The 13,770-nt window shown below is 71.0% G+C and carries 10 protein-coding genes; 2 read left to right on the forward strand and 8 right to left on the reverse strand.

Annotated features, from left to right (window positions below; all coding sequences use genetic code 11):
* Positions 1 to 25: 25 nt before the first annotated feature.
* The 8 genes from RR1_RS04730 to hglS all read right to left on the reverse strand — a co-directional run bounded on the left by RR1_RS04730 (position 26) and on the right by hglS (position 11,865).
* Positions 26 to 808, reverse strand: coding sequence for a DUF975 family protein (locus RR1_RS04730; protein ID WP_010839254.1), 783 nt, complete (start codon positions 806 to 808; stop codon positions 26 to 28).
* Between the two features lie 164 nt (positions 809 to 972).
* Positions 973 to 1,713 carry a DNA-formamidopyrimidine glycosylase family protein gene (locus RR1_RS04735; RefSeq protein WP_010839252.1) on the reverse strand — a complete coding sequence of 247 codons (741 nt, stop codon included), beginning with the start codon at positions 1,711 to 1,713 and terminating at the stop codon, positions 973 to 975.
* A 1-nt stretch (position 1,714) separates the two neighbouring features.
* The gene (locus RR1_RS04740) at positions 1,715 to 6,253 is read right to left on the reverse strand and encodes an ATP-dependent helicase (protein WP_010839251.1); all 4,539 of its coding nucleotides are present in this window, start codon (positions 6,251 to 6,253) and stop codon (positions 1,715 to 1,717) included.
* Positions 6,254 to 6,320: 67 nt separating this feature from the next.
* Positions 6,321 to 7,709, reverse strand: a complete 1,389-nt coding sequence (locus RR1_RS04745; RefSeq protein ID WP_010839250.1) for an FAD-binding oxidoreductase — start codon at positions 7,707 to 7,709, stop codon at positions 6,321 to 6,323.
* Between the two features lie 45 nt (positions 7,710 to 7,754).
* A complete protein-coding gene (locus RR1_RS04750) occupies positions 7,755 to 8,237 on the reverse strand; it encodes an MmpS family transport accessory protein (RefSeq protein WP_010839249.1) in 483 nt (160 codons plus the stop codon).
* Positions 8,238 to 8,258: 21 nt separating this feature from the next.
* A complete protein-coding gene (locus RR1_RS04755) occupies positions 8,259 to 8,930 on the reverse strand; it encodes an MmpS family transport accessory protein (protein WP_081634213.1) in 672 nt (223 codons plus the stop codon).
* A 113-nt stretch (positions 8,931 to 9,043) separates the two neighbouring features.
* Positions 9,044 to 10,573, reverse strand: coding sequence for an L-piperidine-6-carboxylate dehydrogenase (gene amaB / locus RR1_RS04760; protein ID WP_010839247.1), 1,530 nt, complete (start codon positions 10,571 to 10,573; stop codon positions 9,044 to 9,046).
* The gene (hglS, locus tag RR1_RS04765) at positions 10,570 to 11,865 is read right to left on the reverse strand and encodes a 2-oxoadipate dioxygenase/decarboxylase (protein WP_051111250.1); all 1,296 of its coding nucleotides are present in this window, start codon (positions 11,863 to 11,865) and stop codon (positions 10,570 to 10,572) included. The genes amaB and hglS overlap by 4 nt, the downstream gene beginning before the upstream one ends.
* 30 nt (positions 11,866 to 11,895) lie before the next feature.
* On the opposite strand from hglS, the gene RR1_RS04770 reads away from it, so the two are divergent.
* On the forward strand, positions 11,896 to 12,360 hold the full coding sequence (locus RR1_RS04770; protein WP_040774312.1) for an Lrp/AsnC family transcriptional regulator: 465 nt from the start codon (positions 11,896 to 11,898) through the stop codon (positions 12,358 to 12,360).
* A gap of 67 nt (positions 12,361 to 12,427) precedes the next feature.
* Positions 12,428 to 13,750 carry an L-lysine 6-transaminase gene (lat, locus tag RR1_RS04775; RefSeq protein ID WP_010839244.1) on the forward strand — a complete coding sequence of 441 codons (1,323 nt, stop codon included), beginning with the start codon at positions 12,428 to 12,430 and terminating at the stop codon, positions 13,748 to 13,750.
* The last annotated feature ends 20 nt before the right edge of the window (positions 13,751 to 13,770 follow it).

Below are 13,770 nucleotides of genomic sequence, written 5' to 3' on the forward strand. Positions count from 1 at the left end.
TGCATGCGGACGCGCCGGTACGACCTCAGTAGCCGACGGCCTGGCGGTAGAAGGCGGTCGTGAAGAGGGTTGTCAGCGGGAGGATGGCGAAGAATCCCAGTCCGAACGTGGCCAATCCGACGAACGACAGGCCGAGCTGGATCAGGAAGGCGATCGAGAACTGTCCGAAGTTGCTCGTGGCGATCCTGACGCTGTCGACGATCGCCTCGATGGGCTTGCGACCGTGAGCGACAGCGGGCTGCGCGAACGTCACGGCGAGCCCGAAGACGATGCCGGGCAGGACGAGGAGCAGGGTCCCGACGAGTGTCCCGAGCAACACGAGCATCGCCACCCCAATCGCGGGGCCGATCCGGGCGAAGTCGAAGAAGGACGAGAAACCGATACGGCCCGTCGTCGCATCGAGGTATGCCGCGCGAGCGAGCATGGGTGTGAAGAACACGCTGATCGCGAATGTCACCAGGAAACCGACGAACGGAACGAACGAGCCGGCCACCGTCGCGAGGAACGCGACGGCGACGAAGCCCACCCACGGCCACGGGTTCGTGAGGAACCTGACCCACGCCTGGCCGAACGCGGCACCGGCGGACACCGGATAGTCGCCGGGGACGCGCGCGAATCCCGCTGCACCGGGCGGTATTCCGTATTCTCCGGGCGGAAGGCCGTACTGGGGCTGGCCGTATTGCGGTGGCGGCGTGCCGAATTGCCCGTGCGGAGGCTGCCCGTACTGGGCCTGGCCGTACGGGGGTTGCCCGTACCGAGGCCCGCCTTGCGGATTCTGCCCGTACGGGTCCGGGTGCTGATCGGTCACGAGAAATCCCCTCCGAGTATCGAGGCAGACGCGTCGTCTGCGCTCGACGCCGTCGAGACGCGGTCCCCCTGGCCGCTGCCGACGTCGAGCGAGGAAATCGTAACCACAGGGACGACCGATCCGTCACCGCGCACGGTGGCGAATGGGTCACACTGTCAGCCGCCTCAGCCGGGTGGCTGGCACGAGGGGCAGTGGACGATCCGCTGGCCCGCCATCGTGCGCGTGACGAGCGCGGCGCCGCACCGCCGGCATCGGCGGCCCGAGCGGCCGTACACCCAGGGACGTCGCCGGATCGGATTGTTCTTGTCGGCGTGCATCATCCGATGGGCGAGACGCACCATCGCCGCCGAATCGACCTTCGACACGGGCGTCACGGGATCGACGCCGCGCAGGAAGCACAACTCGTTGCGATACACGTTGCCGATCCCGGCCAGATTGCGCTGATCGACGAGGGCCTCGCCGATCGGGCGGTCACCGTCCGCCGCGAGATTCGCGGCGGCGCGCTCGGCGTCCCAGTCGGGACCGAGCAGGTCGGGGCCGAGGTGGCCGACGACCTCCGCCTCACGATCCGTGGGGAGGATCTCGGTGATGCCGAGTGCGAACCCGACCGCCTCGTGGTCCGTGGTGGCGAGCACGATCCGCGCTTCGTGGGCGGGGCGCGCCCACCGTCCGCCGGACGGATACACGTGCCACGCGCCCTCCATCTTCAGGTGCGTGTGTACGGTGCGGCCGCCACCACGAATCAGCAGATGCTTGCCGCGGCTGACGACGTCGTCGATGCGCACTCCCGTGAGATCGACTGTGGCGTAACGAGGTACACGCACATCGCTCTCGATGAGCTCGCGGCCCTCGAGGGCTCCGCGGAGCAGCGCGGCCGTCCGCCACACCGTGTCTCCCTCGGGCACGTCAGCCTCGCAACCGGAAGCCGCGCGGCGTCGCGGCGAAACCGGCCTCGGTGAGGACCGCCGCGAACTCGCTGCCGTGGATCGACTCGCCGTCCACCTTCTCCACGACGATGCGGTCGATCCTCCGCGCGCGCACGGCATCGGCGAGCGCCGAGACGGCGGTGCGGGATGTGCCGGGATCGTCGCCGAACGTCAGCAGGGTGCGGCCGCCGCGCTCGACGTAGAGCGCGAGCGCGCCGTCCACGAGAACCACGATGCCGCCTGCCTTGCGCCCTGGACGGTGACCGGGACGTTCCTCGGTGGTGCGAGCCGGCCACGGCAACGCGGCTCCGTAGGGATTCGCGGGATCCGCTGCAGCCAGGACCACTGCGGGGCTCGCGGCGTGCCGTCCCTCGATCGTGTCGCCGTAACCGCGGAGCCGGTCCACGACGTGCGGCGCCGCGAACTGCGCACCACCCAGGGTCTCGACGAAATGCCCACGCCGGCAACGGCCGTTCTCCTCGAACCGCGCGAGCACCTTGTACATCACCGCGAACCCGCCCGGTACGCCCTCGTTCACCACGGCGCCGCGCGTCACGACGCCGTACCGCTCCAGCAGCACCTCGGCGGTCGCGGAGGCACGCAGCGTCGGGTCGGCCTCGGGCGCCGGCACCAACGACCAGCGGCCCCCGACCGTCGGCGGACCGCCGCGCGACGGCAGTGTCCCGACGCGATACGACCGCGCTCGCGGCGCGCGGCGCACCGAGCGATGCGCCGTCGTCCGTCGCGACGTGTCCGAGAGCAGGGCGCGCAGCGGAGCGAGCGTGTCGTTGCCGACGTGACCGAGCCACACCAGTTCCCACAGAGCGTTCGCGAGTACGGTGTCGTCGCTCGACCCCAGCGCGTCCGACAACTGGCGGAAGAAGTACCCGCCGCCCCCGGAGAGAGTGTCGAGGATCTGCTGCTGCATCTCCGAGAGATCTGCGGCGGCGGGCGGTGCGAGCGTGAGCGGTGCGCCGTCGGCGGGATGCAGCGCGACCCAGCCGTCCTTGCCCGAGATCGCGCCCGCGCCCACCCACAGCACCTCGCCCGTCGCGGTCAGTTCGTCGAGCATCGCGGGGGAGTAGTCGGCGACCCGGCTCGGCAGCACGAGCGACTCGAGCGCCGAGGCAGGGATCGGGACGCCCGCGAGCTGGTCGATCACGGTCGCCACGCCGTCGACTCCGCGCAGACCACCGACTCCGCGCAGGTCACGGCCCACGTGCTGCCACGCGGGCAGGAACCGGCCGAGTGTCGCCGTCGAGACCGGTTCGACCTCCTGCCGCGCCGCCGCGAGCGAGCGGCGCCGGAGCCGTCGCAGCACCTCGGCGTCGCACCACTCCGATCCCGCACCACCGGGCCGGAAATCTCCTTCCACCACCCGCTTTCGGACGGCGAGCCGCGCGAGCGTGTCGCGCACCACGGCGGGACCGAGGCCGAAGCGCTCCGCGGCGTCGGACGTCGTGAACGGGCCGTGCGTGCGGGCGTATCTGCCGACGAGATCGCCCAGCGGGTCATCGACGGGTTCGATGAACGCGGCCGGAGTGCCGATCGGCAGCGGCACTCCCAGCGCATCCCGCAGGCGGGCGGCGTCCTCGACGGCTGTCCACCACTCCCGGCCGGCGAAGGTGACGTGCAGGGCACGCTTGCTCGCGACGAGCCCGCGCAGCCATTCGGCGGGGTCCGACTCGCTGCGCTCGGCGACCTCGTCGGGCGTCATCGGGCCGAGCAGCCGCAGCAGATCCGCGATGCCCTCGGCGTCGCGCGCCTTGCGGTCGGGCACGAGGCGCTGCAGTTCGAGTTCCGCCCGGGCGAGGACGTCGGCGTCGAGCAGCTCGCGCAGCTCGACGCGTCCCAGCAGCTCCGAGAGCAGGGTCGAGTCCAGCGACAGTGCGGCGGCGCGCCGCTCGGCGAGCGGGCTGTCGCCCTCGTACATGAACTCGCCGACGTAACCGAACAGCAGCGAGGTCGCGAACGGTGACGGCGAGGCAGTCTCGACCTCGACGAGCCGCACCGAGCGGCGTGCGATCGCGGTGAAGAGCCGGTGAAGTGCGGGGAGGTCGTAGACATCCTGCAGGCACTCGCGCACCGTCTCGAGGAGGATCGGGAAGGTCGGATACCCGCGCGCGACGTCGAGCAGTTGCGCCGAACGTTGCCGTTGCTGCCACAGCGGCGCCCGCTTTCCCGGATTGCGGCGCGGCAACAGCAGGGCGCGCGCGGCGCACTCGCGGAAGCGCGACGCGAACAGTGCGGAGCCGCCGACCTGTTCGGTGACGATGTCGTCGATCTCGTCGGGATCGAAGACGAACAGATCGGCACCGGGCGGATCGTCCTCGGTGTCGGGGAGCCGCACGATGATGCCGTCGTCCGACGCCGTCGCGTTCGACTCGATCGAGAGCCGCTCGCGCAGCCGTGCGCCGACGGCGAGCGCCCACGGCGCGTGGACCCGCTGGCCGTACGGCGAGTGGAGGACGAGCCGCCAGTCGCCGAGTTCGTCGCGGAACCGCTCGATGACCAGCGTGCGGTCGGACGGGACCTGGCCCGTCGCGGCGGCCTGCTCGTCGACGAGCTGGACGAGATTGTTCGCGGCGTTCTCGTCGAGCCCGGAGGCGCGCAGGTCCGTGAGGACGTCGTCGCGGCCCGTGTGGGCGACGTCGCGCAGGAACGCACCGAGCGCCGCGCCGAGTTCGGCCGGGCGTCCCGGACCGTCACCGTGCCAGAAGGGAAGCCGCCCGGGCATGCCGTACGCGGGGGAGACGAGGACGCGGTCGTAGGTGATCTCCTCGATCCGCCAGCTCGTCGCGCCCAGTGCGAAGACGTCGCCGACGCGCGACTCGTACACCATCTCCTCGTCGAGTTCGCCGACGCGAGAGGACTTCTCGCCCACCATGTACACCGCGAACAGGCCGCGGTCCGGGATCGCGCCACCCGACGTGACGGCGAGCCGCTGCGCGCCGGGCCTGCCCGTGAGGGTGTTCGCGTCGCGATCCCAGACGATCCGGGGCCGCAGTTCGGCGAACTCGTCCGACGGATAGCGGCCCGCCAGCAGATCGAGCGTCGACTCGTACGCGGACCGCGGCAGCGTCGCGAACGAACCGCTGCGCCGGACGGTGTCGAACCAGTCGTCGACGTCGAGCGGTTCGAGGGCCGTCGCGGCGACGGTCTGCTGCGCGAGGATGTCGAGCGGGTTCGCGGGGATCTCGACCGCCTCGATCTCGCCCCGCGTCATCCGCCGCACCGTGACGGCGCAGTGCACGAGATCGGTGCGGTGTTTGGGAAAGACGATGCCGCGGGAGATCTCGCCGACCTGATGGCCTGCACGGCCGACCCGCTGCAGGCCGCTCGCGACCGACGGCGGCGCCTCCATCTGGACGACGAGATCGACCGCGCCCATGTCGATTCCGAGTTCGAGGCTGCTCGTCGCGACGACGCACCGCAGCCGTCCCGTCTTGAGGTCGTCCTCGATGAGGGCGCGCTGATCCTTGCTCACCGACCCGTGGTGCGCGCGTGCGAGCAGGGTGTCGCCACCGTAGTTCACCTCGGTGGGCGACCCCAGTTGCGCGGGCGGCGCGCCGTCGCGCTCGACCGCGGCGCCGATGCGCTCGGCGTACAACTCGTTGAGCCGTGCGGTCAGTTTCTCCGCGAGCCGTCGTGAGTTCGCGAACACGATCGACGATCCGTGATCGAGGATCGCGTCGACGATCTGCTCTTCGACGTGCGGCCAGATCGAGCCCGCCTGCGGCGTCGCCGACGACGACAGCTCGTCGGGCTCGGTGAGGCCCAGTTCGGTCATGTCCTCGACCGGCACCCGGACGGTGAGATCGAACGTCTTCGGTGCGGGCGGCGACACGATGCGGACGGGCGCCGCGCCCGCGAGGAAACGTGCGACGGCGTCGTGCGGGCGGACCGTGGCCGAGAGCCCGATGCGTTGGGCGGGCCGCTCGAGCAGGCCGTCGAGTCGCTCGAGCGACAACGCCAGGTGCGACCCGCGTTTCGTGCCCGCGACGGCGTGCACCTCGTCGACGATCACCGTCTCGACCCCCGCGAGGGTCTCGCGCGCCGACGACGTGAGCATGAGGAACAGCGACTCCGGCGTCGTGATGAGGATGTCCGGCGGGTTCTTCAGCAGCGAGCGGCGGGCACTCGGGGGAGTGTCACCCGAACGCACCCCGACCGAGACGTCCGGTGGGGCGAGGCCGAGCCGCTTCGCCGTCTGCGTGATGCCGACGAGCGGAGCGCGCAGGTTGCGCTCGACGTCGACGCCCAGCGCCTTCAGCGGCGAGATGTAGAGGACACGCGTCGAGGGCGGCGCGTCGTCGGGACGGGGCGCCGACGTCAGCCGGTCGAGCGACCACAGGAACGCCGAGAGCGTCTTGCCCGAGCCGGTCGGTGCGACGACCAGCGTGTGCGCGCCCGCGGAGATCGACTCCCACGCACCCAGCTGAGCTGCGGTGGGCTCGGAGAAGGCGCCCGCGAACCACTCACGCGTGGCCTGCGAGAACCGGTCGAGTACGTCGCTCACCCTTCCAGTGTGCCCCCGGGGTGTGACACGTACCCGTGGTTGCGGCCCGACCTCCGGGGTCGAGGCGTCACAGCACGGCGCCGGGGTTGAGGATTCCGGTGGGGTCGAGCGCGTGCTTGATGCGGCGGGTCAGGTCCATGACGTCGGGGCCGACCTGATCCGGCAGCCACGCCTTCTTGAGCCGGCCGACGCCGTGCTCGCCCGTGATCGTCCCGCCCAGTGCGATCGCGAGCGTCATGATCTCGCCGAACGCGACGTGCGCTCGCGCCGTCATGTCGGCGTCCGCCGGGTCGTGGACGATGAGCGGGTGCGTGTTGCCGTCGCCCGCGTGGGCGATGACGGCGATCGTGACGTCCCGCTCGGCTGCGATCCGCTCGATGCCGGTGATGAGATCGGGGAGTGCGGGGAGCGGTACGCCGACGTCCTCGAGCAGGAGCGGGTCGATCCGCTCGACCGCCGGAATCGCGAAACGGCGTGCGGCGGTGAAGGCCTCGCCCTCGTCGGGATCGTCCGTCCGGAACACCTCGGTGGCGCCGCGCCGCTCGAACGCCTCCGCCATGAACGCGGCCTCCCGCTCGCACTCGCCGCCGACGGCATCGGACTGCGCGATGAGCATCGCGCGCGCCGACCGGTCGAGCCCCATCTTCAGTGCGTCGTCGACCGCCGCGATCGTGACGCCGTCCATGAACTCGAGCATCGCGGGACGCATCGTCCGGGTGATGTCGAGGATCGCTCCCGTCGCGTCCTCGACTCGCGCGAACGACGCGACGACGGTGCTCGCGGGCGGCTGCGCGGGAACGAGCCGGACCGTCACCTCCGTGATGACGCCGAGCGTTCCCTCGCTGCCGACGAACAACTTGGTGAGCGAGAGCCCCGCCGAATCCTTGAGCCGCGGCCCGCCGAGCCGGACGGCGGTGCCGTCGGCGAGAACGACCTCGAGTCCGAGGACGTAGTCCGTCGTCACGCCGTACTTCACGCAGCACAGTCCGCCGGCGTTCGTCGCGGCGTTGCCGCCGATCGAGCACATCTCGAACGACGACGGATCAGGTGGATACCACAGCCCGTGCTCGGCGACCGCGCGCTTGACCTCGGCGTTGAGCAGTCCGGGCTGGACGACGGCGGTCCGCGTCACCGGATCGACGGTGATCTCGCGCATCGCCTCCGTCGTCAGGACGATGCCGCCGTCGATCGCCGTCGCACCGCCCGACAGCCCCGATCCCGCACCGCGCGGTGTCACCGGGACGTCGTGGGCGCTCGCCCAGCGCAGCACCGCCTGGACGTCCTCGGTCGAGCCCGCGCGGACGACGGCCAGTGGCGTCCCGGCGGCGGGATCCTTGGCCCAGTCGCGCCGATACGTCTCCACGACATCGGGGTCCGTGACGAGGCGCGAAGGGCCGGGTCGCGAAGGGCCGAGGACTTCGGCCAACTCGGCGAGCCGTGCGTCGGTTGCGGTCATGTCCGAACCGTGAACCGGATCACACCGAATGTCAACCGTGGCGCGTCAGTGCCCTGCCGCGTCGACGACGCACGTCGCGTTCGCGTAGGGACCCGACGACGTCTGCTCCGAGATCGTGTGACCGTTCGCGATCACGCGGCAGGTGATGGGCGTGTCGCCGCCGCCGTTCGTCGCGGTCAGCGTCAGCCACTTCTCGGGGGTGTCGATCGTGACCTGCGTGTTCCACGGCAACGGCGCGCCGCTCTCGGTCGATGTTCCGTAGTTCTCACCCGTGTAGGTGAGCGACGTGCTCGTGCCCTCGCCGTCGACCTCGTACCGGATGTCGACCGCCTCGCTCGCTGCCTGGCCGCCCGTGGGCGACGTGGGCGAGCCCTCCGTCGCCCCCGCCGTCGTGGTCGTGGCGGTGGCCGTCGCCGCCTCGCCGCCCCCGTCGCCGTTGCCGCATCCGGTGAGGATGGCGGCCCCGCCCAGTGCGAGCGCGAATCCGGCTGCCACCGTTCGCGCGGTGCGTGATCGTGTCGTCGTCACAGGCGTCTCGTCCTCTCGCAGTCACTCGCCGGCGTCGCCGGAGCAGCTCACGTTGGCGTACGGGCCGGACGAGGTCTGCTCGGCGATCTGGTTGCCGTCGGCGAGGATCCGGCACGTGATGGAGCCGCCGTCGGATCCGTTGCTCGCCGTCATCGTCACGAACTTGCCGAGACCGTCGATGTCGACGTCGCGGCTCCACGGCAGCGTCGCATTCGTCTCCTGCGCCATGTCGAGATTCGTGCCCGAGTACGTGACCGTCGCGCCCGTACCCGTGCCCTCCACCTGATAGGTGACGGACACCGAGCGATTCGACTCCCGGTCGATCTCGCTCGCGACACCACCGAACAGTGCGACACAGCCGGCGAAGAGCAGCACGAACGCCAGGATCACGCCGAGCAGCACCCACGGCCAGATGCGGCGCTTCTTCTGCTGCGGCGGCGGGTACGGGGGCGGGGGATAGCCGCCCTGCCCGTACCCCTGCTGCCCGTACGGCTGCTGTCCGTAGCCCTGTTGGCCCGGTTGCCCGTACGGCTGCTGGCCGTAGCCCTGTTGTCCGTACGAGCCCTGTTGTCCGTACGGTTGTTGGCTCCCGTAGCCCGGTTGCCCCGTCTGCCCGTACTGCGGCGGGCCGTCCGACCGGTCGTGGTCGTCGTCGGATCCGGTCCCGCCCGGCCCCGGTGGCTGAGTGCTCATCGACTGTCCTCCCGTCGGGCCGAACACGGCGAATCCGGTGACTGGAAGGTTACTCGCGCGCAGGCCTGGCGCGGCTCGGAATCAGCGGACGGTCACGGCGGCAGCGGTTTTCGTCAGCCGAACTCGACCCCCTGGGCGAGCGGGAGTTCGCTCGAGTAGTTGACGGTGTTCGTCGCACGCCGCATGTACGCCTTCCACGCGTCCGACCCGGACTCCCGGCCGCCGCCCGTCTCCTTCTCGCCGCCGAACGCACCGCCGATCTCCGCCCCCGACGTGCCGAGATTGACGTTCGCGATACCGCAATCGGAGCCGTCGGCGGCCAGGAAACGCTCGGCCTCGCGCTGATCCGTCGTGAAGATCGCCGACGAGAGTCCTTGTGGCACATCGTTGTGCATCGCGATCGCGTCGTCGAACTCGTCGTAGGCCATGACGTAGAGCACGGGCGCGAAGGTCTCCTCGCGCACCACCGACGACTGCGTGGGCATCCGCACGAGCGCGGGCCGCACGTACCAGCCGGTGTCGCCGACGCGGTCGCCGCCGCACACGACGGTGCCGCCGTCGGCTCGCGCCTTGTCCAGTGCCGCGCTCATCGCGTCGTACGCTCGCTCGTCGACGAGCGGCCCGACGAGCGTCCCGGCGTCGAGCGGGCTGCCGACGGTGAGCGTCCGGTACGCCGCTTCGATTCTCGACGTGAGTTCGTCGACGATCGACGAGTGTGCGACGACGCGCCGCATCGTGGTGCAGCGCTGGCCGGCGGTGCCCGCGGCGGCGAACACGATGCCTCGTACCGCGAGGTCGAGGTCCGCGGACGGGCCGACGATCGCTGCGTTGTTGCCGCCGAGTTCGAGCAGGCACCGGCCGAAGCGCGCCGCGACCTTCGGGGCGACGGCGCGGCCCATCGCCGTCGAGCCGGTCGCACTCACGAGCGCGACGCGCGGGTCGTCGACGAGAGCCGAGCCGATCTCGGCGTCGCCGAAGACGACCGAGTGCAGCCCGTCCGGCGCGTCGGTGTCGCGGCACGCACGGGCGAGCAGCGTGTGACACGCGAGTGCGGTGAGCGGGGTCTTCTCGGAGGGCTTCCACACCACGGTGTCGCCGCACACCAGGGCGATCGCGGTGTTCCACGACCACACCGCGACGGGGAAGTTGAACGCCGAGATCACGCCGACGACGCCGAGCGGATGCCACGTCTCCATGAGCCGGTGGCCGGGCCGTTCGGAGGCCATCGTCCGGCCGTAGAGCTGGCGCGAGAGGCCGACCGCGAACTCGCAGACGTCGATCATCTCCTGCACCTCGCCGAGTGCCTCGGAGCGGATCTTGCCCGCTTCGAGGGTGACGAGTTCGGCGAGGTCCTCCTTGTGGGCGACGAGGAGTTCGCCGAGTCGGCGTACGGTCGCGCCGCGGACGGGGGCGGGCGTCGTGCGCCACTCGGCGAATGCGGCCGTGGCCGCGCCGATCGCGGCGTCGACGCCGGCCACCGACGTCGCGGGGACGGGCTCGAGGTCGGTGCCGGTGACGGGGGTGCGCGCCGTGAGGGTTCCGGGTCCGGGGGCCGTCGCCGTCGCGCCGATGCGGCCGAGTGCGGCACGGGCGCGCTCGGTCAGTTCGTCGGGCCGGGGGAGGATGAGTGCGGTGTCGGTCACGGTGTGATCCTCTCGGAACGAGTTCGGCTCTGCTGGTCGTACAGCGTGAAGGGGTCGTGGACGGGACGGTCGATCGCGCCGGCGAGGTGCTCGGCGGTGTAGCGGTCGCGGGCGGTATCCGGGGAGTCGCGGTCGTCGCGCGGCGCCGCCGGATCGTCGAGATTCGAGCGGAAGATCCCCGCGGCCGACGCGGGAAGGAAGTCCTCGTACACGATGGGGACCCGTCGCACCGCACCGTCGGCGTCGCGGACCGACTCGAAGTACGCGAGCCCCTGCTCGTCGAGTTCCCGTTCGGTCGAGGGGAACTCGTGCTCCCACGTCTCGGCGGGACTGTCGGCGAGGGCGTCGTAGCGCGCCCGGCCCCGCGGTGTCAGTGCGATGCCCCGCGCCTCCACCTCACCGAACCGGACGCGGACCGGGCCCTCCGATACGGTGCCGTCGGCGTCGCGGAAGGCGCGCGGCTCTGCGAGCGCACGAAAGGACGTCTGCCGCAACAGCACGTCCGGGCCCGCCCAGCGCGGCGGGCCCTGAATCCGGTCGATCATCGCGATGCCGCGGTCGGTCATCCGCCGGTAGAGCTCGTCGATGTCGAGAACTCGGGGCGTCAGATGGTTGATGTGCGTGCTCGTGACGCCCGCGATGTCGGCTGCGACCGGCGAGACGGCCTCGAGCTCGCGGTACCACCCGCGATCGATCGGCTCCCGCGACAACGCGAACGCCGCCGTCGCGAGCTCGACGAACCGGCGTGAGTCCGCATCGGGCAGGCCCGCCTCACGGTCGGCGCGGTGCGCGAGCGCGAGCAGTTCGTCCGGGAACAGCCGGCGCGCGGCGACGAAGCGGCGCACTCGCCGCGCGAGATCGGCGTCGAAGAAGCGTCCGTCGCCCGTCGTGAGCATCGAGGTGAAGACGCGGAACGGGTTGCGCGCGAGCTCGGCGGGCGAGGTGGGCCGGAACGCCGTCGAGACCACAGGGATCGGGGTGCTCGCGGTGCGGAGGTCGTAGTACCCCACCGGGTACATGCCGAAGCCGGCGAACACCGCCGCGACGTGGGCGAGTTCGGTCTCCGACCCGACACGGATCGCGCCGTGCCGCTCGGCAGTGACGCGCTCCAGGCTGCCGAGCCGCTCCGCGTCGCGCGGATGATTACGGGCGTGATCGCGGTTCACCTCGGCGGTGACGTCCACGAGCGTCGTGTACGCCGGGACCTCGCGGCCGTACATCCGCGACAGCGCCGCGGCGAAGGCTGCGCGCAGCCGCGACTGCGGCACCCGAGCCGGGCAATCGTCGTCCATGGTGCCTACCTCCTGGGATAACCTGCGGATGTGGTGGAATCCTCGCGGCACGACGGGTCCGGTGGCACGCTCGACGACGTCGACCGCGTCCTGTTGCGCGAACTGGTCGACGACGGGCGAGCCACCCTCGCAGCCCTCGCGGAGAAGGCGGGGCTGTCGGTCTCGGCGGTGCAGTCTCGCGTGCGCCGGCTCGAATCGCGCGGTGTCATCGAGGGGTATTCGGCGAAGGTCGATCCCGACGCCCTCGGCCAGTATCTGTCGGCGTTCGTCGCGATCACTCCTCTCGATCCGTCCGCTCCCGACGACGCGCCCGAGCGCCTGCGTGCGCTGCCCGCCGTCGAGGCGTGCCACTCGGTCGCGGGCGAGGAGAGCTACGTCCTCATGGTGCGGGTGGCCTCGCCGCGCGCCCTCGAGCACCTGCTCCAGGAGATCCGCGCGACGGCCAACGTCCATACCCGCAGCACCATCATCCTTCAGACTTTTTACGAACGGTAGTCGACCAGGCCGTATTTTTTCCATCGCATCTCTGTTGTTTCGGTAAATGTGTGCCTACAGTGGGGCCATGACCACAACGCCGCTCCGCGAGCGCGCGATCGGGCCGGCCGACGTCCATCGCGTACTCGCTCGCTCGATCCTCACCGACGGCTTCGACCTCGTCCTCGACCTCGACCGCTCACGAGGCGTGCGCATCGTGGACGCCCGCGACGGCCGCAGCTACCTCGACATGTTCGGGTTCTTCGCCTCGTCGGCGCTCGGGATGAACCATCCGGCCCTCGCCGAGGACACCGAGTTCTGCACCGAACTCGCGCAGGCCGCACTCGGCAAGCCCAGCAACTCCGACATCTACACCGTCCCGATGGCGCGGTTCGTCGACACCTTCGCGCGCGTGCTCGGCGATCCCGCGCTGCCCCGGCTGTTCTTCGTCGACGGTGGCGGGCTCGCCGTCGAGAACGCCCTCAAGGTCGCGTTCGACTGGAAGAGCAGGACGAACGAGCGCAAGGGCATCGGCTCGCATCGCGGCGGCGCCGTCCTGCATCTCACCGAGGCGTTCCACGGCCGCACCGGCTACACGATGTCGCTCACCAACACCGACCCGATCAAGACGGACCGCTTCCCCCAGTTCGACTGGCCGAGGATTCCCGCGCCCTACCTGCAGGACGGCCGCGACGTCGAGGCCGCCGAACGTGACGCGCTCGCCGCAGCGGAGGACGCCTTCGCCGCCTACCGCGACGACATCGCGTGCTTCGTCGCCGAGCCGATCCAGGGCGAGGGCGGCGACCATCACTTCCGGCCGGAGTTCTTCCAGCGGATGCAGGAACTGTGCCGGCGGCACGACGCGCTCTTCGTCATGGACGAGGTGCAGACCGGTTGCGGACTCACCGGCACGACGTGGGCGTACCAGCAGCTCGGGGTCGCTCCCGACGTCGTCGCCTTCGGGAAGAAGACGCAGGTGTGCGGCGTCATGGCCGGGGGGCGAGTCGACGAGGTCGTCGACAACGTGTTCGCGGTCTCCTCGCGCATCAACTCGACGTGGGGCGGCAATCTCGCCGACATGGTCCGGGCCCGCCGCATCCTCGAGGTGATCGAGTCCGACGGCCTCGTCGCCGCGGCCGCCGCACGCGGCGCCCACCTGCAGGGGCTGCTCGCCGGCCTCGCGGAGCGTCACCCCGAGGTCACCGAACCGCGCGGACGCGGCCTCATGTGCGCGTTCTCGCTCCCCTCGGCGCGGCGTCGCGACGACGTCGTCCGGCTCCTGCGCGACGACGAACACGTCCTGATCCTGCCGAGCGGCGAGCGCAGCATCCGGTTCCGGCCGCCGCTCACCGTCGCCGACGCCGAACTGGACGAGGTGGTCGCCGCGATCGACCGGGTGCTCGCCCCCTGACGGCCGGTAGCGTTGCCGGT

Origin of the sequence: Rhodococcus rhodnii NBRC 100604, assembly GCF_001894925.1 — a bacterium.
Lineage (GTDB): Bacteria > Actinomycetota > Actinomycetes > Mycobacteriales > Mycobacteriaceae > Rhodococcus_F > Rhodococcus_F rhodnii.